Below are 23483 nucleotides of genomic sequence, written 5' to 3'. Positions count from 1 at the left end.
CTATCGTGGGCGATTAGCTCAGTTGGGAGAGCACCTGCCTTACAAGCAGGGGGTCACTGGTTCGAGCCCGGTATCGCCCACCATTCTCTAAAAATTCTTGGTTATCTTCATATCCAAACCACTTCTTTTGTCGTTGGTTGGTATGTTTGACCCTGAGAGTCTTTAGAAAATGAACTTCACAAGAAGTCTCATTGCTCTTTAACAATTTGGAAAGCTGACTGATTGATTACTTACGAGTAATTCAATCAAATTTAAAAGTTCTCAATGTTTATCTTTCATTAGATAAACACAACAAACACATTCAAGTGTCTTGTATTCGAATCAATGTTTACATTGATTCACAATTGAGTCCGGCAAACAGTCATTGAGAATTAACCCTTCTTAATGACAACCAAAAACCTTGGTTAGTTGCCATACGCTTATTTGTCTTCACTTTTTAAAGTGAAAGCAAATAGAAACCCTTTCGGGTTGTATGGTTAAGTGACTAAGCGTACACGGTGGATGCCTTGGCAGTCAGAGGCGATGAAAGGCGTAATAACTTGCGATAAGCCCAGATTAGGTAGTAATAACCTTTTGAGTCTGGGATTCCTGAATGGGGAAACCCACTTGCATAAGCAAGTATCCTGTTGTGAATACATAGCAACAGGAGGCAAACCGGGGGAACTGAAACATCTAAGTACCCCGAGGAAGAGAAATCAACCGAGATTCCGAAAGTAGCGGCGAGCGAAATTGGATTAGCCCTTAAGCTTTTAATGAGATAGATGAAGGCTCTGGAAAGTGCCGCAACAAAGGGTGATAGCCCCGTAATCGACATCTCATAATCAGTGAAAACGAGTAGGGCGGGACACGTGATATCCTGTCTGAATATGGGGGGACCATCCTCCAAGGCTAAATACTACTGACTGACCGATAGTGAACCAGTACCGTGAGGGAAAGGCGAAAAGAACCCCTGTGAGGGGAGTGAAATAGAACCTGAAACCGTGTACGTACAAGCAGTAGGAGCACCTTCGTGGTGTGACTGCGTACCTTTTGTATAATGGGTCAGCGACTTAATTTTAGTAGCAAGGTTAACCGTTTAGGGGAGCCGTAGGGAAACCGAGTCTTAACTGGGCGTACAGTTGCTAGGATTAGACCCGAAACCAGGTGATCTAGCCATGGGCAGGTTGAAGGTTGAGTAACATCAACTGGAGGACCGAACCGACTAATGTTGAAAAATTAGCGGATGACTTGTGGCTAGGGGTGAAAGGCCAATCAAACCTGGAGATAGCTGGTTCTCCCCGAAAGCTATTTAGGTAGCGCCTCGGACGAATACTACTGGGGGTAGAGCACTGTTAAGGCTAGGGGGTCATCCCGACTTACCAACCCTTTGCAAACTCCGAATACCAGTAAGTACTATCCGGGAGACACACGGCGGGTGCTAACGTCCGTCGTGGAGAGGGAAACAACCCAGACCGCCAGCTAAGGTCCCAAAGTATAGCTAAGTGGGAAACGATGTGGGAAGGCTCAGACAGCCAGGATGTTGGCTTAGAAGCAGCCATCATTTAAAGAAAGCGTAATAGCTCACTGGTCGAGTCGGCCTGCGCGGAAGATGTAACGGGGCTAAGCTATACACCGAAGCTGCGGCTACGTACCTTAGGGTATGTGGGGTAGGGGAGCGTTCTGTAAGCCGTTGAAGGTGGTCTGTAAGGGCTGCTGGAGGTATCAGAAGTGCGAATGCTGACATGAGTAACGATAAAGGGAGTGAAAAACTCCCTCGCCGGAAGACCAAGGGTTCCTGTCCAACGTTAATCGGGGCAGGGTAAGTCGACTCCTAAGGCGAGGCCGAAAGGCGTAGTCGATGGGAAACGGGTTAATATTCCCGTACTTCTTACAATTGCGATGGGGGGACGGAGAAGGCTAGGTGGGCCTGGCGACGGTTGTCCAGGTTCAAGTACGTAGGCGGAAAGTTTAGGTAAATCCGGACTTTCATTAACGCTGAGATACGATGTCGAGCTACTACGGTAGTGAAGTCATTGATGCCATGCTTCCAGGAAAAGCCTCTAAGCTTCAGATTGTAAGGAATCGTACCCCAAACCGACACAGGTGGTCGGGTAGAGAATACCAAGGCGCTTGAGAGAACTCGGGTGAAGGAACTAGGCAAAATGGTACCGTAACTTCGGGAGAAGGTACGCTCTTATCAGTGAAGTCCCTTGCGGATGGAGCAGACGAGAGTCGCAGATACCAGGTGGCTGCAACTGTTTATTAAAAACACAGCACTGTGCAAAATCGTAAGATGACGTATACGGTGTGACGCCTGCCCGGTGCCGGAAGGTTAATTGATGGGGTTAGTCTTCGGACGAAGCTCTTGATCGAAGCCCCGGTAAACGGCGGCCGTAACTATAACGGTCCTAAGGTAGCGAAATTCCTTGTCGGGTAAGTTCCGACCTGCACGAATGGCGTAATGATGGCCACGCTGTCTCCACCCGAGACTCAGTGAAATTGAAATCGCTGTGAAGATGCAGTGTACCCGCGGCTAGACGGAAAGACCCCGTGAACCTTTACTACAGCTTGGCACTGAACATTGAACCTACATGTGTAGGATAGGTGGGAGACTATGAAATTGCGTCGCTAGATGTGATGGAGTCGTCCTTGAAATACCACCCTTGTAGTTTTGATGTTCTAACGTTGGTCCCTGAATCGGGATTACGGACAGTGCCTGGTGGGTAGTTTGACTGGGGCGGTCTCCTCCCAAAGAGTAACGGAGGAGCACGAAGGTGGGCTAAACACGGTTGGACATCGTGTGGTTAGTGCAATGGCATAAGCCCGCTTGACTGCGAGAATGACAATTCGAGCAGGTGCGAAAGCAGGTCATAGTGATCCGGTGGTTCTGAATGGAAGGGCCATCGCTCAACGGATAAAAGGTACTCCGGGGATAACAGGCTGATACCGCCCAAGAGTTCATATCGACGGCGGTGTTTGGCACCTCGATGTCGGCTCATCACATCCTGGGGCTGAAGTCGGTCCCAAGGGTATGGCTGTTCGCCATTTAAAGTGGTACGCGAGCTGGGTTTAGAACGTCGTGAGACAGTTCGGTCCCTATCTGCCGTGGGCGTTGGAAAATTGAAAGGGGCTGCTCCTAGTACGAGAGGACCGGAGTGGACGAACCTCTGGTGTTCGGGTTGTCATGCCAATGGCATTGCCCGGTAGCTAAGTTCGGAATCGATAACCGCTGAAAGCATCTAAGCGGGAAGCGAGCCTTGAGATGAGTTTTCCCTGGCACTATAAGTGTCCTAAAGGGTTGTCGTAGACTACGACGTTGATAGGCAGGGTGTGTAAGTGCTGCGAGGCATTGAGCTAACCTGTACTAATTGCCCGTGAGGCTTAACCATACAACACCCAAGGGGTTTTGTGGACTCAGATGTACCAGACCTTGAATGCGTTTGAAGAGAAATACTTTTAGATAAGCTTTCCGAATTTTAAAATTTGCTTGGCGACCATAGCATTGTGGACCCACCTGATTCCATGCCGAACTCAGAAGTGAAACACAATAGCGCCGATGGTAGTGTGGGGTTTCCCCATGTGAGAGTAGGACATCGCCAGGCTTTAAATTAAATCTTTAGGTTGACCAACCTGGGGATATGGACGCTCACTTAGTGAGTTGACCACTGCGGAGTGGTAGTTCAGTTGGTTAGAATACCGGCCTGTCACGCCGGGGGTCGCGGGTTCGAGTCCCGTCCACTCCGCCACTTATTAGAAAAGCCCTGCTAGAAATAGCAGGGCTTTTTTACATTTCAAGAAAAGTGTTTTGCCCTTCGCTCGAATGACTCCCACATAGAGGTTGCCTGAAGTCCGCAACCCCGTCCATTCCGGTACTTATTAGAAAGCCTAGTCTGACGACTAGGCTTTCGTCGTTTCTGGGGTATGAGTTTTTGGATTTTGGTTACAGACCTTATCGCTACATATTGAGGTGGTTACTTCTAACTCTTTTTGCTACAGCCCCTAAAGATAACGGAGTCTCAAATTAGACTAATCTAAGCACAACTGAGCATAAGGGGGGGATCTATCACGCTAGTTCCTCGCTGTAGTGAGTGGCGTAGGATATAGAAAGTAATTGTCGATTGAGTTGGTATCTGACTTGGTTGTTATTTGTATCTGATAGCCGCATCTTAATTATTAGGCTGACTAATAAAGGTAGATACTTGGAGATTTAGGTGTTGGTACTAGTATTGAGTAAATAGCGAAATTACATCAGACAAACTTATCTCGCAGATACAAAAACGCCTAGCGTTTGCTAGGCGTTGATAATTAGTACTTTAATACATCTACTACAGTATTTGCTTAAGGACTCTATCGGCTTTGACACGAGTGATCTTACGAATCAACTTCTGAACCTCCATCGGATAGCTCTCAACCTTGTCCAATTGCTTATAAGTGCAGATTAGCTGAGTATGTTGAAGAATATTATCTACTTCAGCCTGGAACTTGTCTGTTAGATGATGGTAGTTATCTTGGATAAAGATACCGTTTTCTAGATCCAGTTTCCATGCTCGAGGATTTAGGTTATTACCTGTTAGAAGCATGTAGCGCTTATCGACCCAAATACCCTTTAGATGGAAGCTATTTGAATCGTGTTGCCAAAGTCGAATCGAAAGGTTACGACTAGCAATATGAGCTTCGTTGGCTTTAGCGAAACGACGTAGGTTCAGCTCATAAAGGTATGGTAAACCACCAATCGTTTTAAACTCTTCTTCTGGGGAGATAAAGAAGTCATTGGCTGTCTTATCACCAACAACAATGCTGACCTTTACACCACGCTTAAGTGCTTTCTTCACTTCTTTAGCTAGGCTAGGTGGGAAGTTGAAGTAAGGTGTGCAGATGAAGATCTCGTCTTTAGCCTGAGCGACAAGTTGATTGATTCCCTGATTCAGACGGTTACGTCTCTTGCCGATACCTACCAATGGTGTCACAGCGACTTGTTCGGGAGAAACATCTTGACCATCGAATTGATATTGAGATCTTGCTAACGATGCTCGGAACTGACGAATTGCAGGTTTCAGTTCTTTGGTAGCTGGTTTGTTCTTATCAGCCAAATCATAAACAGCAATGTCTGAAACCATCTGTTCGTGTACGTATGTAAACATCGTATCAGCAAGCGTTGCGTTGTTTAAAACGTGGTAACGATCAAAGCGATAGCGGTCATGGTAGTTCAGGTAGATATTGTTAAGGCTTGCACCGCTGTATATCACGCTGTCATCGACGATAAAGCCTTTTAAGTGCAATACGCCAAAGACTTCTTTGCCGCGAACTGGAATGCCATAGACGGGTACAGAGTGCTGATATTTTACCGCAAACTCTTTATACATGGCTGCATTGCCTTCAGAAGACTCTGCGCCAATCAATCCACGTTGAGCTCTGTGCCAATCGACACACACACTCACATCTAATTCTGGATTCTTTTGCTTTGCTTCATATAAGGCAGTTAGGATCTCACGGCCAGCCTCATCATCTTCAAGATACAAAGCGACTAAACTAATACGAGTTGTTGCGCGAGATATCTCATCAAGTAAGCGAGCTCTAAACTCTTGCGCTGATAGTAGTGCTTCAAACTTGTCAGGATTCTGCGCTATGGTTGGCAACTGTATGAATGGATTCCTACTGGCAATCATATTGACTGTTTTACCTTAAAAATATGCAAAATTACGAACCTTTAATTTTACCAAAGGGATAGCATCAAATACTAGATAATCGAGGCATTCTCTAACAATTTTGCTGATAATGCATAGGAATGAGATCTTTTCCGCTATTTGAATAGCGCTCGTACAAAACTCTTAGGCCATTAGGAAGATCTTTTGGGTCTACTTGCATGAACTTGTGTCGAGAGTAAAAGTTGGTGAGATGAGCATAAGCAAAGCAATAATCGCTTGCTGTTAACGTATGTTTCGCACAATAGGCCATAAGCAGAGAGCCTAATTGCTTACCACGATGTTGTTTTGATATCGCCATACCAGTAAGTAAGCGATTATCTTCAATGGTGCGAAAACGCACGACACCACAAAGCTCGTTATCTAGTAATAACGAATAGATCAGTTCACTCTTGTTCGCTTTTCCCGTTGGATAATGTTCCTTATAGAAACGTTTAACTAGGGGAACCTTTACTGGGTCTAATTGAGTAATGATGACATTGTTCATTCAGTCACTGCGCCATTGGTTTATCTGCTGTAGAATGATGGCAGTGTAAGTTAATTGAATATCGCCATGCAATTCCATCTCAATGCTAGTTTAAAAAATGTTCATACTTTTTCTATCGATCAGACCTGTGATGCGTTGGTTGAAGTAACTACGATCGACGAACTGATTTCGGTTTATAGGAATCCTAAATGGTCAACTTCACCTAAGTTAATTCTGGGTAAGGGCAGCAATATGCTTTTTACCAAGCATTTCGCTGGTTTGATCATTGTGAATAAATTAGCTGGGATTGAGCTGACCGAGACGGACCGTCATCACCTTCTGCATGTGAGTGGTGGTGAGGATTGGCCAAGCTTGGTTGAGTGGAGTGTTGATAAAGGTCTGGGTGGTCTAGAAAACCTCGCAATGATACCGGGTTGTTCAGGTTCTGCTCCGATTCAGAATATTGGTGCGTATGGTGTTGAACTGCAAGACGTATGCGAATATGTTGATATTCTGTATCTGGATACATATACAGTTAAGCGGTTAAGCAAAGAGGAATGTCTCTTTGGCTACCGAGATTCTATTTTTAAGCACGCTCTCTATGGCAAAGCGATTGTTGTTGCGATTGGTTTGACCCTACCTAAAGAGTGGAAACCATGTAATCACTATGGTCCGTTAAAAAGCCTACCAGCTGAAACTCTCTCACCTCGTACTATATTTGATGAAGTATGCGCTATCCGTTCAAGTAAGTTGCCAGATCCTAGAGTCCAAGGCAATGCGGGTAGCTTCTTCAAAAACCCTGTGATCATCAAAGATCATTTTGATCGCCTGTTAGCTCTATATCCCAACATTGTCGGCTATGAGAGTAATGGCATGATCAAAGTAGCTGCAGGTTGGCTGATTGATCAATGCCAGTTCAAAGGCGTGACTGAAGGTGGGGCTCAAGTTCACCCAAACCAAGCATTAGTTATCATCAATTATGATGAGGCTTCTGCTGTGGATATCCTTAAGCTTGCAGAGCGAGTGCGCCAATCAGTCTTGAATAAATTCGATATTCGATTGGAACATGAAGTGCGTTTTATGGGACGAGACTGCGAGACAAACCTTGATAAAGCTTTGGAGTCATTGGCATGAGAGAGCACAGTACTAAGCTTGCACTATTGAGATGTCTTGCCGATGGTGAGTTTCATTCTGGTGAATACTTAGGTGAAATGATCGGTGTATCACGAGCGGCTATCAGTAAGCACATTAAAGGTATCCAAGAGTGGGGGTTAGATATCTACCGAGTACAAGGCAAAGGTTATAAGCTAGCCAGTCGTTTAGATATGCTTGACCAAGAAAAATTGTCTTCTGTCAGTCGTGATGCTTCTCTTGAACTCATTCCAATCATAGGTTCAACAAACCAGCACCTATTAGAGCGTACTAATACCCTCGAATCGGGTTCGGTCTGTATTGCTGAATATCAAGCTGCAGGTCGCGGACGTCGTGGAAGAGAGTGGGTATCGCCATTTGGTGCAAATCTCTACCTTTCAATGTATTGGAGGCTCGATGCAGGTATGGCTGCCGCTATGGGGTTAAGCCTTGTCGTTGGCGTTGCTGTTGTTGAAGCCTTGGAAGAGATGGGTGTTGAAGGTGTTAAACTGAAATGGCCGAATGATCTTTACCATAATGATAAGAAACTCGCGGGTATTTTAGTCGAGTTGTCAGGACAGTCTGGTGGCGCTGCTCATATTGTTATTGGTTTGGGACTAAACCTGTCCATGGACCCGACAACATCAGGTATTGGTCAGCCGTGGACGTCTCTCAAAGAGGTCTGTGATGGAAAAGTGCCCGACCGTAACCAGTTAGCACAGGCTCTGATCAATGCTTGGGACAAGTCACTTGCCGACTATGAGTTGAAAGGAATGTCTAATTTTGTCGAACGGTGGAATCGTTTAGATAACTTCTTAGGTCGCAACGTTAGACTGATCATTGGACCTAGAGAAATTGAAGGTGTTGTACAGGGTATCGATGAACAAGGTGCCGTGTTACTCAAAACTGAGAACGGTGTTGAGAGCTATATCGGTGGAGAGATATCTCTAAGAAAAGGGGACTAAGAGGTTATTATTTTCTTAGTAACACTTCCTCAACCATATGATCTGCGCCTTTGCGTAAAATCAGGTGAGCCCTTTCTCTGGTCGGAAGGATATTCTGCTCTAGGTTTAAACCATTGATTGATTGCCAAATACCTTCTGCTTTTTCCTTAGCGGCAAGATCTGATAATTTAGTGTAGTGCCCGAAATATGAACCAGGTTTAGCGAAGGCACCTTCACGGAACTTCATAAAACGATTTACATACCATTGTTGAATTTGAGCGCTTTCAGCATCGACATACAATGAGAAGTCGAGGAAGTCTGAAATGAAGACTCTATGAGGCTCATGTGGGTAATTCATACCGCTTTGTAAAACGTTGAGCCCTTCGATAATGAGCACATCGGGTAAGTCGACCTCTTTTACTTCCTTGGTAATGTTGTAGGTGAGATGAGAGTACACAGGTGCAGTCACATTACGCTTACATGCCTTTACGTCTGAAACAAAATTGACTAGAGCTTTGATATCATAGGACTCAGGGAACCCTTTCTTACTCATTAATCCTTTTTCTTCTAATATTTGATTTGGATATAAGAAGCCATCTGTCGTAACTAACTCAACTTTAGGGTGGTTTTCCCAACGAGATAGCAAAGCTTTCAATAGACGAGCTGTTGTACTTTTCCCTACTGCTACACTGCCAGCAATACCAATGATGAATGGTGGCGCAGTTTCTTTCTTATCCAGAAATTGATGAAGCACTGAGTTTCTATTTTGTCGAGCGGCCACATAGAGGTTTAACAGGCGCGATAACGGTAGATAAATCTCTACTGCTTCTTCCATTGTCAGCTTTTCATTGATGCCTTGAAGCTCTTTCAAATCGCTCTCAGAAAGTGTCATTGGAACTAAATTCCTTAGTTCAGACCACTGCGCGCGGTCAAATGACATAAATGGGCTCATACAAAACTCTATAGTGGATAACAAAACAAGTGCATGGAAAATACATCAAGCGATAGATAAATTAAATATCTTCCTTTACTAGATGCGGATTAAAGGCAGAAACCTTGAGCTAAATAACCGTATATAGGAATTTGATAAGAGAATTTTGCACTTTTTTGCAATTTACTATTGCAAGGTGGAAAATCATTCAATAAAATGCGCCCCACTTGTGCCGACTTAGCTCAGTAGGTAGAGCAACTGACTTGTAATCAGTAGGTCACCAGTTCGACTCCGGTAGTCGGCACCACTTTCTCCCTTCTATTTATAGAGAGCGAGAGAAAGATCAAAATTTGGAGGGGTTCCCGAGTGGCCAAAGGGAGCAGACTGTAAATCTGCCGGCACTGCCTTCGATGGTTCGAATCCGTCTCCCTCCACCATATTCTAAAGGTTAAATAGCTCAAAAGAGTTACGTGTTGCGTGCATCGTATAATGGCTATTACCTCAGCCTTCCAAGCTGATGATGCGGGTTCGATTCCCGCTGCACGCTCCAACTCATTTTTGTGTGCTGATATAGCTCAGTCGGTAGAGCGCACCCTTGGTAAGGGTGAGGCCCCCAGTTCGACTCTGGGTATTAGCACCAGTCTAAAGCTTCTTCTCCTTTAATAAAGAAAACCATTTTTTTTGGTTGCGTGGTCTTATTTTAAGCCACCTAATCCGTACCTAGAGGGACACCCCATGTCTAAAGAAAAATTTGAACGTACGAAACCGCACGTAAACGTTGGTACTATCGGCCACGTTGACCACGGTAAAACAACTCTAACTGCTGCTATCTGTACTACACTTGCAAAAGTGTACGGCGGTGTTGCTAAAGATTTCGCATCTATCGATAACGCTCCAGAAGAGCGCGAGCGCGGTATCACAATCGCAACTTCTCACGTTGAGTACGATACTCCTGAACGTCACTACGCACACGTAGACTGTCCTGGACACGCCGATTATGTTAAAAACATGATCACTGGTGCTGCTCAAATGGACGGCGGTATCCTAGTTGTTGCTGCTACAGATGGCCCTATGCCACAAACACGTGAGCACATCCTACTTGGTCGTCAAGTTGGTATCCCTTACATCATCGTATTCATGAACAAATGTGACATGGTTGATGACGAAGAGCTACTTGAGCTAGTAGAAATGGAAGTACGTGAACTTCTTTCTGAGTACGAGTACCCAGGAGACGACCTTCCAGTAATTCAAGGTTCTGCACTTGGCGCTCTAAACGGCGAAAAGCAGTGGGAAGACAAGATCGTTGAGCTTGCAGAAGCACTAGATTCTTACATTCCACTTCCAGAGCGTGCTGTTGATCTACCGTTCCTACTTCCTATTGAAGATGTATTCTCAATCCAAGGTCGTGGTACAGTAGTTACTGGTCGTATCGAGCGCGGTATCCTACGTGTAGGTGACGAAGTAGAAATCGTTGGTATCAAAGAAACTACTCTTACTACTTGTACTGGTGTTGAAATGTTCCGTAAACTGCTTGACGAAGGTCGTGCAGGTGAGAACGTTGGTGCACTTCTACGTGGTACTAAGCGTGATGACGTTGAACGTGGCCAAGTACTTTCTGCTAAAGGTTCAATCAACCCACACACTAAGTTTGAGTCTGAAGTATACGTACTTTCTAAAGACGAAGGCGGCCGTCACACTCCTTTCTTCAAGGGTTACCGTCCACAGTTCTACTTCCGTACAACTGACGTAACAGGCGACATCACTCTACCAGAAGGCGTAGAAATGGTAATGCCAGGTGACAACGTTCAAATGACTGTTGAGCTAATCGCTCCAATCGCAATGGACGAAGGTCTACGTTTCGCAATCCGCGAAGGTGGCCGTACAGTTGGTGCTGGTGTTGTAGCTAAAATCTTTGCATAAGATTTGACGAACCACTAGTAAAAAGGGCATCATTTGATGCCCTTTTTCTTCGCTGAAAAAAGAGTTGGATGTTTTGGCATCAATTTTAGCTCTTAGCAAAGAATTAAACGGTCTTTTTGACTAAAATGACTGTTAGATGTGTTGTTTTGCAACGCAAAGGAATGTGCCCTGCAACAGCGGGGTTATTGTCGTCTATATTTAAGACTTATCACAGGTTGGTTTTATGAAAGCAAACGCTGAAACTCCTGATAGCTCAGGTGCAGCAGATACAATGAAGTGGGTAGTCGCTTTTGTACTGTTGGCTGCTGCTGTTGTGGGTAATTACCTGTATGGTGAATTGTCTGTTGTAATTCGCGCTGCAGGTGTAGTTGTGCTGATTGCTGCCGCACTAGGCGTTGCAGCAACAACAGTTAAAGGTAAAGCTGCGATCGATTTTGCAAAAGAATCTCGTATGGAGATTCGTAAAGTTGTTTGGCCTACTCGCCAAGAAACTATGCAAACTACATTGATCGTTTTAGCTGTATGTATTGTTATGTCTCTAGTGCTTTGGGGAATTGACGGCATTATGGTCCGTTTAGTTTCTCTAGCGACTGGGGTGTAGAGGGTTCTGATTCATGAGTGAAGCTCCAAAAAAACGTTGGTATGTAGTTCAAGCCTTTTCTGGCTATGAAGGTCGTGTATCTCAATCGCTACGCGAACATATTAAAATGCACGACATGGAAGAGTTCTTTGGTGACGTTTTAGTACCTACTGAAGAAGTAGTGGAAATGCGTGCAGGTCAACGCCGTAAAAGCGAACGTAAGTTCTTCCCTGGCTACGTATTAGTGCAAATGATCATGAATGATGAATCATGGCACTTAGTGCGCAGTATCCCTCGTGTTATGGGCTTCATTGGTGGTACCTCTGATCGTCCTGCACCAATCACTGACAAAGAAGCTGATGCTATCTTGAACCGTCTAGAGAAAGCGAGCGAGTCTCCACGTCCTAAGACAATGTTCGAAGCGGGTGAAGTGGTTCGTGTGAACGATGGTCCGTTTGCTGATTTCAACGGTACAGTTGAAGAAGTAGATTACGAGAAAAGCCGCATTAAGGTATCTGTATCGATCTTTGGTCGTGCAACACCGGTTGAGCTTGAATTTGGTCAAGTTGAAAAGCTAGACTAAAACTCTAACTTTTGAACAAGCTGTGGATAAATGCTTCATAAGTTGTTCAAAATAAAAGAGTATAAAAAACCACCTTTTTAGGGTTGTTAAAGGCGCGAATTATGATTATAATTTCGCGCCTTTTTGCTTCTATCGAAGTAAGAAAGAGTTAATTGAAATTAAGGGGAGCTTGCCTTAGGGCTAGCGCATGTACCCAAAAATTAGGAAATATCATGGCTAAGAAAGTTGAAGCTTATATCAAACTGCAAGTTGCAGCTGGTATGGCAAACCCAAGTCCACCGGTTGGTCCTGCTCTAGGTCAACACGGCGTGAACATCATGGAATTCTGTAAAGCGTTCAACGCAAAAACAGAATCTGTTGAGAAAGGTCTACCTACTCCAGTAGTAATTACTGTTTACAACGACCGTTCTTTCACGTTCGTAACTAAGACTCCACCTGCTGCTGTTCTTCTTAAGAAAGCTGCTGGCGTTAAGTCTGGTTCAGGTCGTCCAAACACTGAGAAAGTTGGTACTGTAACTGACGCTCAAGTTCAGGAAATCGCAGAAACTAAAGCTGCTGATATGACTGGTGCTGACATCGAAGCAATGAAGCGTTCTATTGCTGGTACTGCTCGTTCAATGGGCCTAGTGGTAGAGGGATAAGATCATGGCAAAACTTACTAAGCGTATGCGCGTAATCCGCGACAAAGTTGAAGTAACTAAAGAATACGAAATCAACGAAGCTGTTGCTCTTCTTAAAGAACTAGCGACTGCTAAATTCGTTGAGTCTGTAGATGTTGCTGTTAACCTAGGCATCGATGCTCGTAAATCTGACCAAAACGTACGTGGCGCAACTGTGCTACCTCACGGTACTGGCCGTGAAATCCGCGTTGCTGTGTTCACTCAAGGTGCAAACGCAGAAGCAGCTAAAGCAGCTGGCGCAGATATCGTTGGTATGGAAGATCTTGCTGAGCAAGTGAAAAAAGGCGTAATGGACTTTGACGTTGTTGTTGCTTCTCCTGATGCAATGCGCGTTGTTGGTCAACTAGGTACAATCCTAGGTCCACGCGGTCTAATGCCAAACCCTAAAGTTGGTACTGTAACTCCTAACGTTGCTGAAGCGGTTAAGAACGCTAAAGCTGGTCAGGTTCGTTACCGTAACGACAAGAACGGTATCATCCACACTACTATCGGCAAAGCATCTTTCGAAGCTAACCAGCTTCAAGAGAACCTAGAAGCACTTCTAGTTGCTCTTAAGAAAGCTAAGCCTTCTTCAGCGAAAGGTACTTTCCTGAAGAAAGTAAGCATCTCTACTACGATGGGTGCTGGTGTTACTGTTGATCAAGCTAGTCTTGACACTCAAGCAAACTAATTTGCTTTGGCGCAGATTTAGTGTATACTTCTGCGCCTAATATTTGTGGTTGGGTGGTTTTTGAAGCAATTCATAACCGTCTATCCCAAGACCGTAGGCGCTAAACCTTTTTAAGGTGAAGCTTAATAAAACCTACGTAGGCGATGTTGTCGTTTGAAATGAATTTATTCATTTTTGAATAACATCGTAAACGCTCAATGTATTTTATATTGAGTGCTGTAATCACAACCAGAGGTTAATCCAAATGGCTTTAAATCTTCAAGACAAAAAAGCAATTGTTGCTGAAGTCAACGAAGCAGCCAGTGGTGCACTTTCTGCAGTTGTAGCTGACTCTCGTGGCGTTACTGTTGGCGCGATGACTTCTCTACGTAAACAAGCTCGCGAAGCGGGTGTTTACATGAGAGTTGTTCGTAACACACTAGCACGCCGTGCAGTAGAAGGTACTGAGTATGAGTGTCTACAAGACACATTTACTGGTCCTAGCCTACTTGCGTTCTCTAACGAGCACCCTGGTGCTGCAGCACGTCTTTTCAAAGACTTCGCTAAAGAGAACAAAACATTCGAGATCAAAGCTGCTGCATTTGAAGGCGCAGTTACTGATGCTGATGTACTAGCGACACTACCAACTTACGACGAAGCTATCGCACGCCTAATGATGTGCATGAAAGAAGCTTCTGCTGGCAAGCTGGTTCGTACTATCGCTGCTGTTCGCGACCAAAAAGAAGAAGCTGCGGCATAAGCCTTGCTTTTCACTGGTTGCTATTTAAACTTATTGTTGACTTAAAAGAGAATTGTTATGTCTATTACTAACGAGCAAATCCTAGACGCAGTTGCAGAAATGTCTGTAATGCAAGTTGTTGAGCTTATCGAAGCTATGGAAGAAAAATTCGGTGTTACTGCTGCTGCTGCAGTTGTAGCTGGTGGTGCTTCTGCTGAAGCTGCTGCTGAGCAAACTGAATTCGACGTTATCCTTACTGCTGCTGGCGCTAACAAAGTACAAGTTATCAAAGCTGTACGTGGCGCAACTGGCCTAGGTCTTAAAGAAGCTAAAGGTCTTGTAGACTCAGCTCCTGCAGCGCTTAAAGAAGGCGTTGACAAAGCTGAAGCTGAAGCTCTTAAAGCACAGCTAGAAGAAGTTGGCGCTTCTGTTGAAATCAAGTAATTATTACTTAATTTCCTAGCCGCAAGGCTATTGGCTGGTGGTTTATTAACCACCGGCCTTTTTGCGCTGTAGGGCTATGACGAATTTCCCGCTGTTTAACCGTCATAATCCGAGCAAAAAAACGGTCATTTTTTCGAAATGACTGTTCAACTACAGTAAACAGCTGTTTGTCACCGCCCCCTCTGAAGAGTGTTTTGGGTGGTTTGGGTCACTTATCAGCGAGCTGAGGAACCCCATGGTTTACTCTTATACCGAGAAAAAGCGCATCCGTAAGGATTTTGGTACTCGTCCACAAGTTTTGGACATTCCATACCTGTTATCGATCCAGCTTGATTCTTTCGATAAATTCATCGAACAGGATCCTGAAGGTCAATACGGTCTTGAAGCTGCTTTCCGTTCTGTATTTCCAATTCAGAGCTACAACGGCAATTCTGAGCTGCAATACGTTAGCTACCGTCTTGGTGAGCCAGTTTTTGACGTTAAAGAATGTCAAATCCGCGGTGTAACTTACTCAAAGCCACTACGCGTAAAACTACGTCTAGTTATCTTTGATCGAGACGCACCAGCAGGCACTGTAAAAGACATTAAAGAACAAGAAGTCTACATGGGCGAAATTCCGCTTATGACAGACAATGGTACTTTCGTAATTAATGGTACCGAGAGGGTTATCGTATCCCAGCTGCACCGAAGCCCAGGCGTGTTCTTCGACAGTGATAAGGGTAAGACCCACTCATCAGGTAAAGTTCTTTATAACGCACGTGTAATTCCTTACCGTGGCTCATGGTTAGACTTTGAGTTCGATCCTAAGGATAACTTATTCGTACGTATCGACCGTCGTCGTAAGCTACCAGCATCGATTATTCTTCGTGCACTTGGTAAATCGACTGAAGAGATCCTAGATCTGTTCTTCGACAAGGTGAACTTCGAAGTTAAAGACCAAACTCTACTTATGGAGTTGGTTCCTGATCGTCTACGTGGTGAAACTGCGTCATTCGACATCGAATCAAACGGTAAAACTTACGTTGAGACTGGTCGTCGTGTTACTGCTCGCCATATCCGTCAACTTGAAAAAGATGGCGTTGAGCACATCGAAGTACCAGTAGAGTACATCGTTGAAAAGATTGCTGCGAAAGATTACATCAACGAAGCAACTGGCGAGATCATCGTTGGCGCAAACCAAGAGATTAGCCTAGAAGCACTTGCTAACCTGTCTCAAGCAGGTCACAAGACTCTAGAAGTGCTGTTCACGAATGACCTAGACCATGGTCCATTCATGTCAGACACTCTACGTGCGGATAGCACAGTAGATCGCATCTCTGCATTGGTAGAAATCTACCGCATGATGCGCCCTGGCGAGCCACCAACGAAAGAAGCTGCAGAATCATTGTTCGAAAGCCTATTCTTCTCTGAAGATCGTTACGACCTATCAACTGTAGGCCGTATGAAATTCAACAGCTCTATCGAGCGTGAAGAAGAAGAAGAGCGCGGTACTCTGGATGAATCAGACATCATCGAAGTGATGAAGAAACTGATCGGCATCCGTAACGGTATTGGTGAAGTGGACGATATCGACCACCTTGGCAACCGTCGTATCCGTTCTGTAGGTGAAATGGCAGAAAACCAATTCCGTGTTGGTCTAGTTCGTGTAGAACGTGCCGTTAAAGAGCGCCTAAGCCTTGGTGACCTTGATGCAATCATGCCTCAAGATCTTATCAATGCTAAGCCGATCTCTGCTGCAGTTAAAGAATTCTTTGGCTCTTCACAGCTTTCACAGTTTATGGACCAAAACAACCCATTGTCAGAAGTTACGCACAAACGTCGTATCTCTGCTTTAGGTCCTGGTGGTCTTACTCGTGAGCGCGCAGGCTTCGAAGTACGTGACGTTCACGTAACTCACTACGGTCGTCTATGTCCGATCGAAACGCCTGAAGGTCCAAACATCGGTCTAATTAACTCGCTATCTGCGTTTGCACGTTGTAACGATTACGGTTTCCTAGAAACTCCGTACCGTCGTGTAGTAGATGGTGTAGTAACAGAAGAAGTTGATTACCTGTCTGCAATCCAGGAAGGTCAATTCGTAATCGCGCAAGCAAACACTATTCTTACAGAAGAAGGTACGTTTGCAGATGAGCTAATCACAGCTCGTCAAAAAGGTGAATCTGGTCTTCACCCACGCGAGCACGTTGACTACATGGACGTTGCGACAAACCAAGTAGTATCTATCGCTGCTTCGCTTATCCCGTTCCTAGAACACGATGATGCGAACCGTGCATTGATGGGTGCCAACATGCAACGTCAAGCGGTACCAACACTTAGAGCTGATAAGCCTCTAGTCGGTACTGGTATTGAACGTAACATCGCAGTTGACTCTGGTGTTACAGCGGTTGCTAAACGTGGTGGTCAAGTTCAGTCTGTAGACGCTTCTCGTATCGTAGTTAAGGTTAACGAAGATGAATTGGTACCTGGCGAAGCTGGTATCGATATCTACAACCTAACTAAGTACACGCGTTCGAACCAAAACACATGTATTAACCAACGTCCAACTGTACTTCCTGGTGAACCAGTTGCACGCGGTGATGTTCTTGCTGATGGTCCTTCAACTGACCTTGGTGAACTTGCTCTTGGCCAAAACATGCGTATCGCATTCATGCCTTGGAACGGTTACAACTTCGAAGACTCGATCTTAGTATCTGAGCGCGTAGTTCAAGAAGATCGTTTCACGACAATCCACATTCAAGAACTATCTTGTGTGGCTCGTGATACTAAGTTGGGTTCTGAAGAGATCACAGCTGATATTCCAAACGTAGGTGAGTCTGCTCTGTCTAAACTAGACGAGTCAGGTATCGTTTACATTGGTGCTGAAGTTAAGGGTGGCGACATCCTAGTTGGTAAAGTAACCCCTAAAGGTGAAACTCAACTGACTCCTGAAGAGAAGCTACTACGTGCTATCTTCGGTGAGAAAGCATCTGATGTTAAAGATACTTCTCTACGTGTACCAAACTCTGTTTCGGGTACTATCATCGATGTACAAGTCTTCACTCGCGATGGCGTAGAGAAAGACAAACGTGCACTTGAAATCGAACAGATGCAGCTTAAAGAAGCTAAGAAAGATCTAACTGAAGAGTTCCAAATTCTTGAGGGTGGCCTTCTTAACCGTGTTAAAGCTGTACTTCTGTCTGGTGGTTACTCTGAAGCTAAGCTTGATACTATTGGTCGTAAGCAATGGCTAGAGCAAGTTCTAGAAGACGATGCGCTACAAACACAGCTTGAGCAACTTGCTGAGCAGTGGGATGAGCTAAAAGCAGACTTCGATAAGAAGTTTGAAACTAAGCGTCGTAAAATCACTCAAGGTGATGATCTAGCGCCTGGCGTTCTTAAGATTGTTAAAGTTTACCTAGCGGTTAAACGTCGTATCCAGCCTGGTGATAAGATGGCCGGTCGTCACGGTAACAAAGGTGTAATCTCTAAGATTAACCCTGTTGAAGACATGCCATACGATGAGAAAGGTCAGCCTGTAGACATCGTACTTAACCCGCTGGGTGTACCATCGCGTATGAACATCGGTCAGATCCTAGAAGTTCACTTAGGTTTGGCTGCGAAAGGTATCGGTGACAAGATCAACCAAATGGTTAAGGAACAACAAGAACTGCATAAGTTCCGTGAGTTCCTACAGAAGGTTTATGATCTTGGTGATACTCGTCAGAAAGTTGATATTGCTGAACTGTCTGATGATCAAGTTCGTACACTGATTAAGAACCTACGTGGCGGTCTACCGATTGCTACTCCTGTGTTCGACGGTGCTTCTGAGTCTCTAATCAAAGAACTACTTAAACTGGGTGATCTGCCAGAATCTGGTCAGCTTAAACTGTTTGATGGTCGTACTGGTGATTCGTTTGAGCGTCCTGTAACTGTTGGTTACATGTACATGCTGAAACTGAACCACTTGGTTGATGACAAGATGCATGCTCGTTCAACGGGTTCTTACAGCCTAGTAACTCAGCAACCACTTGGTGGTAAAGCTCAGTTCGGTGGTCAGCGTTTCGGTGAGATGGAAGTATGGGCACTAGAAGCATACGGTGCTGCATATACTCTACAAGAAATGCTAACAGTTAAGTCGGATGACGTTAACGGCCGTACTAAGATGTATAAGAACATCGTAGATGGCAACCATAGCATGGAACCTGGCATGCCAGAGTCGTTCAACGTACTGTTGAAAGAGATTCGCTCGCTAGGTATCAACATCGAGCTAGAAGACGAAGAGTAATCCCTCTTTTTTATAAAGAAGATTGGATTACTTGGTAAAGGGGGCTCACTTTAGTCGGTGAGCTCCTTTAACTCCTTACAGGAGCTGAACGTGAAAGACTTATTAAACTTTCTAAAAGCACAGCATAAGACCGAAGAATTTGATGCAATCAAAATCGGTCTATCTTCACCAGACACGATCCGTTCGTGGTCTTTTGGTGAAGTTAAAAAGCCAGAAACAATTAACTATCGTACGTTCAAACCTGAACGTGATGGTCTGTTCTGTGCACGTATTTTTGGTCCAGTTAAAGACTACGAATGTCTTTGTGGCAAATACAAGCGCCTGAAGCACCGTGGTGTTATCTGTGAGAAGTGTGGCGTTGAAGTTACACAAACTAAAGTTCGTCGTGACCGTATGGGCCACATCGAGCTTGCTTCACCAGTTGCTCACATCTGGTTCCTAAAATCACTACCGTCTCGTATCGGTCTACTAATGGATATCCCTCTGCGTGATATCGAACGTGTTCTTTACTTCGAAATGTACGTAGTAACTGAACCGGGTATGACTGATCTAGAAAAATCTCAGATGCTTACTGAAGAAGAGTATCTGGATCGTCTAGAAGAGTGGGGTGACGAATTCACTGCTAAGATGGGTGCTGAAGCGATCAAAGATCTGCTTTCAACAATGGACCTTCATCAAGAAGTGGAAGAAATGCGCGAAGAGTTGGAAACAACTAACTCTGAAACTAAGCGTAAGAAAGTTACTAAGCGTTTGAAGCTAGTTGAAGCGTTTATCTCGTCAGGCAACAAGCCTGAGTGGATGATCCTAACTGTACTTCCAGTGCTACCGCCAGATCTTCGTCCTCTAGTACCTCTAGATGGCGGTCGTTTTGCGACTTCAGATCTGAACGACCTTTACCGTCGTGTGATCAACCGTAACAACCGTTTGAAGCGTCTTCTAGAGCTAGCGGCTCCAGACATCATCGTACGTAACGAAAAGCGTATGTTGCAAGAGTCTGTTGATGCCCTTCTAGATAACGGTCGTCGCGGTCGTGCGATCACGGGTTCTAACAAGCGTCCTCTGAAATCTCTTGCTGATATGATCAAGGGTAAACAAGGTCGTTTCCGTCAGAACCTTCTAGGTAAACGTGTAGACTACTCTGGCCGTTCTGTAATCACAGTAGGTCCATACCTTCGTCTACATCAGTGTGGTCTTCCTAAGAAGATGGCACTTGAGCTATTTAAGCCGTTCATCTACAGCAAGCTAGAGACTCGTGGCATGGCTACGACAATCAAAGCTGCTAAGAAAATGGTAGAGCGTGAAGAAGCGATTGTTTGGGATATCCTAGACGAAGTTATCCGTGAACACCCAGTACTGCTTAACCGTGCGCCTACACTTCACCGTCTAGGTATCCAAGCGTTTGAACCAGTACTAATCGAAGGTAAAGCGATTCAGCTTCACCCACTAGTGTGTGCGGCATACAACGCCGACTTCGATGGTGACCAAATGGCTGTACACGTGCCTCTAACTCTAGAAGCACAGCTTGAAGCTCGTACCCTAATGATGTCGACGAATAACATTCTGTCGCCAGCATCAGGTGATCCGATCATCGTACCTTCTCAGGACGTTGTATTGGGTCTTTACTACATGACACGTGACAAGATCAACGTGAAAGGTGAAGGTATGTACCTTGCTGGCCCTGCTGAGGCTGAAAAGGCATACCGTACTAAGACTGCTGAGCTACATGCTCGCGTTAAAGTACGTATCACTGAAACAGTAGTAGACGAAGACGGCAATAGCACAACGAATACTGGCCTAGTAGATACGACTGTAGGTCGTGCAATGCTATGGCAGATCGTTCCTAAAGGCCTTCCGTACAGCATCGTTAACCAAAAGTTAGGTAAGAAGCAGATCTCTACTCTTCTTAACGAGTGTTACCGTAAGCTTGGTCTAAAAGATACAGTAGTATTTGCTGACCAAATCATGTACGCAGGTTTCGCATACGCGGCTCTTTCTGGTGTTTCTGTAGGTATCAACGATATGGTTGTTCCTCAAGCGAAATACGACGAGATTGAATCTGCTGAAGAAGAAGTTCGTGAAATCCAAGAGCAATTCCAATCTGGTCTTGTTACTGCGGGTGAGCGTTACAACAAAGTTATCGATATCTGGGCATCTACGAATGACCGCGTTGCGAAAGCAATGATGGATAACCTATCTTCTGAAACAGTTATTAACCGTGACGGCGAAGAAGAACAGCAAGAATCGTTCAACAGCATCTACATGATGGCCGACTCGGGCGCACGTGGTTCTGCAGCTCAGATTCGTCAGCTAGCAGGTATGCGTGGTCTGATGGCGCGTCCAGATGGTTCAATCATCGAAACGCCGATCACAGCGAACTTTAAAGAAGGTCTAAACGTCCTTCAGTACTTTATCTCAACGCACGGTGCTCGTAAGGGTCTTGCGGATACAGCACTGAAAACAGCAAACTCGGGTTACCTAACTCGTCGTCTAGTAGACGTTGCTCAAGACGTTGTAGTACACGAACATGACTGTGGCACGCATGAAGGTATCGACATGATGCCTCACATCGAAGGTGGTGACGTTAAAGTTGCACTTTCTGAGCTTGCTCTTGGTCGTGTTGTTGCTGAAGATGTTCTTAAGCCTGGTACTGAAGATGTACTGATTCCACGTAATACTCTGATTGATGAGAAGTGGTGTCAAATCATGGAAGACAACTCAGTAGATAGCATGAAAGTGCGCTCTGTTGTTACCTGTGATGCAGACTTCGGTTGTTGTGCACAGTGTTACGGTCGTGACCTAGCACGTGGTCACCTAGTGAACCAAGGTGAAGCAGTTGGTGTTATCGCTGCACAATCTATCGGTGAACCGGGTACACAGCTAACGATGCGTACGTTCCACATCGGTGGTGCGGCATCTACTGCAGCAGCAGAGAACAGCATCCAAGCTAAGACAACTGGTACTGTGAAGCTTCACAATGCTAAGTTCGTAACTAACAAAGATAAGAAACTGGTTATCACTTCTCGTGCATCTGAGATGACGATTATTGATGAGTTCGGCCGTACTAAAGAGAAGCACAAACTTCCTTACGGTTCGATGCTAACCAAAGGCGACAACGCAGCAGTTACTGCTGGTGAAGTTGTAGCTAACTGGGAAGCGCATACCATGCCAATCATCACTGAAGTGGCAGGTCGTATCCAATTCGTAGATATGATCGATGGTATTACAGTTTCTCGTAACACTGACGATCTAACGGGTCTTTCTTCAAGTGAAGTTACAGACGCAGCAGCTCGCCCAGCAGCAGGTAAAGATATGCGTCCAGCTATCAAACTTGTTGATGAGCAAGGTAACGACGTAATGATCCCTGGTACTGATATGCCAGCTCACTACTTCCTACCTGGCAAAGCGATTGTAAACATCGAAGATGGCGCTGAAGTTGGCATTGGTGACACACTATCTCGTATCCCTCAAAAATCGAGCGGAAACAAAGATATCACCGGTGGTCTACCACGCGTAGCTGACCTATTCGAAGCTCGTAAGCCTAAAGAGCCTGCGATCCTTGCTGAGCACACAGGTACTGTGTCTTTCGGTAAAGAAACGAAAGGTAAGCGTCGTCTAGTAATCACTCGTGAAGGCGGTGACGCTTACGAAGAGATGATTCCTAAGCATCGTCAATTGAACGTGTTCGAAGGTGAGAAGATTGAACGTGGTGATGTAATCGCCGACGGTCCTGAAACTCCACACGATATCCTGCGTCTACGTGGTATCCACGCAGTAACTCAGTACATCGCGAACGAAGTTCAAGAAGTTTACCGCTTACAAGGCGTAAAGATTAACGATAAGCACATTGAGACTATCGTTCGTCAAATGCTACGTAAGTGTACAATCACTCATTCTGGTGACTCTCCGTTCCTACCTGGCGAACAAGTTGAGTACCACAATGTTAAGATTGCTAACCGTAAGCTAGAAGCTGAAGGTAAAGAACTAGTACGTTTTGAGCGTGATCTACTAGGTATTACTAAAGCATCTCTTGCAACTGAGTCATTCATCTCAGCTGCATCGTTCCAAGAAACGACTCGCGTACTAACAGAAGCTGCGGTTTCTGGTAAGCGTGATGACCTTCGCGGTCTGAAAGAGAACGTAATTGTTGGTCGTCTGATCCCAGCTGGTACTGGTTTCGCATACCACCAAGAGCGTCAAAAGCAACGTGAAGAAGAGCAAGAAGGTCCTTCAGCTGAACAAGCTACTGACAATCTAGCAGCACTTCTAAACGCTGGTTTCTCTTCAGAAGAGTAAGCTCTACGAGTAGTCTCTAAGAGGTAAGAAAAGGCACCTTCGGGTGCCTTTTTTGTATCTGGCGTATAGGTGTTTAATGAGAGGTGTATAGATTAGAAGTTGATAAGTATGCTTGTCGATTGCTTGGCTGGTGGACTTAGTCGATAGTACTTTCTCGAAGGCAGCTTGCGTGTTTACA

At 45.0% G+C, this 23483-nt stretch carries 14 protein-coding genes, 6 tRNA genes and 2 rRNA genes; 19 read left to right on the top strand and 3 right to left on the bottom strand.

The window, feature by feature from the left end:
* The first annotated feature begins 7 nt into the window (after nt 1–7).
* The 4 genes from M4S28_RS00470 to M4S28_RS00455 all read left to right on the top strand — a co-directional run bounded on the left by M4S28_RS00470 (nt 8) and on the right by M4S28_RS00455 (nt 3725).
* Nucleotides 8–83 (top strand) — tRNA-Val (locus tag M4S28_RS00470).
* A 391-nt stretch (nt 84–474) separates the two neighbouring features.
* Nucleotides 475–3368, top strand: a 23S ribosomal RNA gene (locus M4S28_RS00465).
* A 97-nt stretch (nt 3369–3465) separates the two neighbouring features.
* A 5S ribosomal RNA gene (gene rrf, locus M4S28_RS00460) occupies nt 3466–3581 on the top strand.
* A 67-nt stretch (nt 3582–3648) separates the two neighbouring features.
* Nucleotides 3649–3725: transfer RNA gene (locus M4S28_RS00455), tRNA-Asp, on the top strand.
* 579 nt (nt 3726–4304) lie between these two features.
* On the opposite strand, the gene pssA is transcribed toward M4S28_RS00455, so the two are convergent.
* Both pssA and M4S28_RS00445 read right to left on the bottom strand, forming a co-directional pair.
* Complete coding sequence (gene pssA, locus M4S28_RS00450) at nt 4305–5645, bottom strand: CDP-diacylglycerol--serine O-phosphatidyltransferase (protein WP_249632128.1); 1341 nt, start codon at nt 5643–5645, stop codon at nt 4305–4307.
* A 91-nt stretch (nt 5646–5736) separates the two neighbouring features.
* Complete coding sequence (locus M4S28_RS00445) at nt 5737–6168, bottom strand: GNAT family N-acetyltransferase (RefSeq protein ID WP_017086923.1); 432 nt, start codon at nt 6166–6168, stop codon at nt 5737–5739.
* A 66-nt stretch (nt 6169–6234) separates the two neighbouring features.
* Between M4S28_RS00445 and murB the strand changes: the two genes are divergently transcribed.
* Both murB and birA read left to right on the top strand, forming a co-directional pair.
* Complete coding sequence (murB, locus tag M4S28_RS00440) at nt 6235–7281, top strand: UDP-N-acetylmuramate dehydrogenase (RefSeq protein WP_029405772.1); 1047 nt, start codon at nt 6235–6237, stop codon at nt 7279–7281.
* The gene (birA, locus tag M4S28_RS00435) at nt 7278–8243 is read left to right on the top strand and encodes a bifunctional biotin--[acetyl-CoA-carboxylase] ligase/biotin operon repressor BirA (protein ID WP_249632127.1); all 966 of its coding nucleotides are present in this window, start codon (nt 7278–7280) and stop codon (nt 8241–8243) included. Before murB ends, birA begins: the two co-directional genes overlap by 4 nt.
* A gap of 7 nt (nt 8244–8250) precedes the next feature.
* Here the strand turns inward: birA and coaA are convergent, their stop codons facing one another.
* Nucleotides 8251–9174: a type I pantothenate kinase gene (gene coaA / locus M4S28_RS00430; RefSeq protein WP_249632126.1), complete on the bottom strand. Its 924-nt coding sequence runs from the start codon at nt 9172–9174 to the stop codon at nt 8251–8253.
* Between the two features lie 210 nt (nt 9175–9384).
* On the opposite strand from coaA, the gene M4S28_RS00425 reads away from it, so the two are divergent.
* The 13 genes from M4S28_RS00425 (at nt 9385) to rpoC (ending at nt 23305) form a co-directional block, all read left to right on the top strand.
* Nucleotides 9385–9460 (top strand) — tRNA-Thr (locus M4S28_RS00425).
* A 45-nt stretch (nt 9461–9505) separates the two neighbouring features.
* Nucleotides 9506–9590, top strand: a tRNA-Tyr gene (locus M4S28_RS00420).
* A 38-nt stretch (nt 9591–9628) separates the two neighbouring features.
* Nucleotides 9629–9703, top strand: a tRNA-Gly gene (locus M4S28_RS00415).
* Nucleotides 9704–9717: 14 nt separating this feature from the next.
* Nucleotides 9718–9793, top strand: a tRNA-Thr gene (locus M4S28_RS00410).
* A gap of 95 nt (nt 9794–9888) precedes the next feature.
* Nucleotides 9889–11073, top strand: a complete 1185-nt coding sequence (gene tuf / locus M4S28_RS00405; protein ID WP_012604914.1) for an elongation factor Tu — start codon at nt 9889–9891, stop codon at nt 11071–11073.
* Nucleotides 11074–11296: 223 nt separating this feature from the next.
* The gene (gene secE / locus M4S28_RS00400; protein ID WP_017073785.1) at nt 11297–11674 is read left to right on the top strand and encodes a preprotein translocase subunit SecE; all 378 of its coding nucleotides are present in this window, start codon (nt 11297–11299) and stop codon (nt 11672–11674) included.
* 13 nt (nt 11675–11687) lie between these two features.
* Complete coding sequence (gene nusG, locus M4S28_RS00395; RefSeq protein ID WP_012605006.1) at nt 11688–12236, top strand: transcription termination/antitermination protein NusG; 549 nt, start codon at nt 11688–11690, stop codon at nt 12234–12236.
* A 212-nt stretch (nt 12237–12448) separates the two neighbouring features.
* Nucleotides 12449–12877, top strand: a complete 429-nt coding sequence (rplK, locus tag M4S28_RS00390; protein WP_010435555.1) for a 50S ribosomal protein L11 — start codon at nt 12449–12451, stop codon at nt 12875–12877.
* Between the two features lie 4 nt (nt 12878–12881).
* Nucleotides 12882–13586 carry a 50S ribosomal protein L1 gene (gene rplA, locus M4S28_RS00385; protein WP_017077557.1) on the top strand — a complete coding sequence of 235 codons (705 nt, stop codon included), beginning with the start codon at nt 12882–12884 and terminating at the stop codon, nt 13584–13586.
* A gap of 244 nt (nt 13587–13830) precedes the next feature.
* Nucleotides 13831–14325: a 50S ribosomal protein L10 gene (gene rplJ, locus M4S28_RS00380; RefSeq protein ID WP_017077558.1), complete on the top strand. Its 495-nt coding sequence runs from the start codon at nt 13831–13833 to the stop codon at nt 14323–14325.
* 57 nt (nt 14326–14382) lie between these two features.
* Nucleotides 14383–14748 carry a 50S ribosomal protein L7/L12 gene (gene rplL / locus M4S28_RS00375; protein ID WP_054548256.1) on the top strand — a complete coding sequence of 122 codons (366 nt, stop codon included), beginning with the start codon at nt 14383–14385 and terminating at the stop codon, nt 14746–14748.
* Nucleotides 14749–14983: 235 nt separating this feature from the next.
* Complete coding sequence (gene rpoB, locus M4S28_RS00370) at nt 14984–19012, top strand: DNA-directed RNA polymerase subunit beta (protein ID WP_029222057.1); 4029 nt, start codon at nt 14984–14986, stop codon at nt 19010–19012.
* Nucleotides 19013–19102: 90 nt separating this feature from the next.
* Complete coding sequence (gene rpoC, locus M4S28_RS00365; protein ID WP_004729767.1) at nt 19103–23305, top strand: DNA-directed RNA polymerase subunit beta'; 4203 nt, start codon at nt 19103–19105, stop codon at nt 23303–23305.
* The last annotated feature ends 178 nt before the right edge of the window (nt 23306–23483 follow it).

It is taken from the genome of Vibrio sp. J383, from assembly GCF_023503985.1.
Taxonomy (GTDB): Bacteria; Pseudomonadota; Gammaproteobacteria; order Enterobacterales; family Vibrionaceae; genus Vibrio; species Vibrio splendidus.
This window is presented reverse-complemented; position numbering and strand designations above follow the sequence as displayed.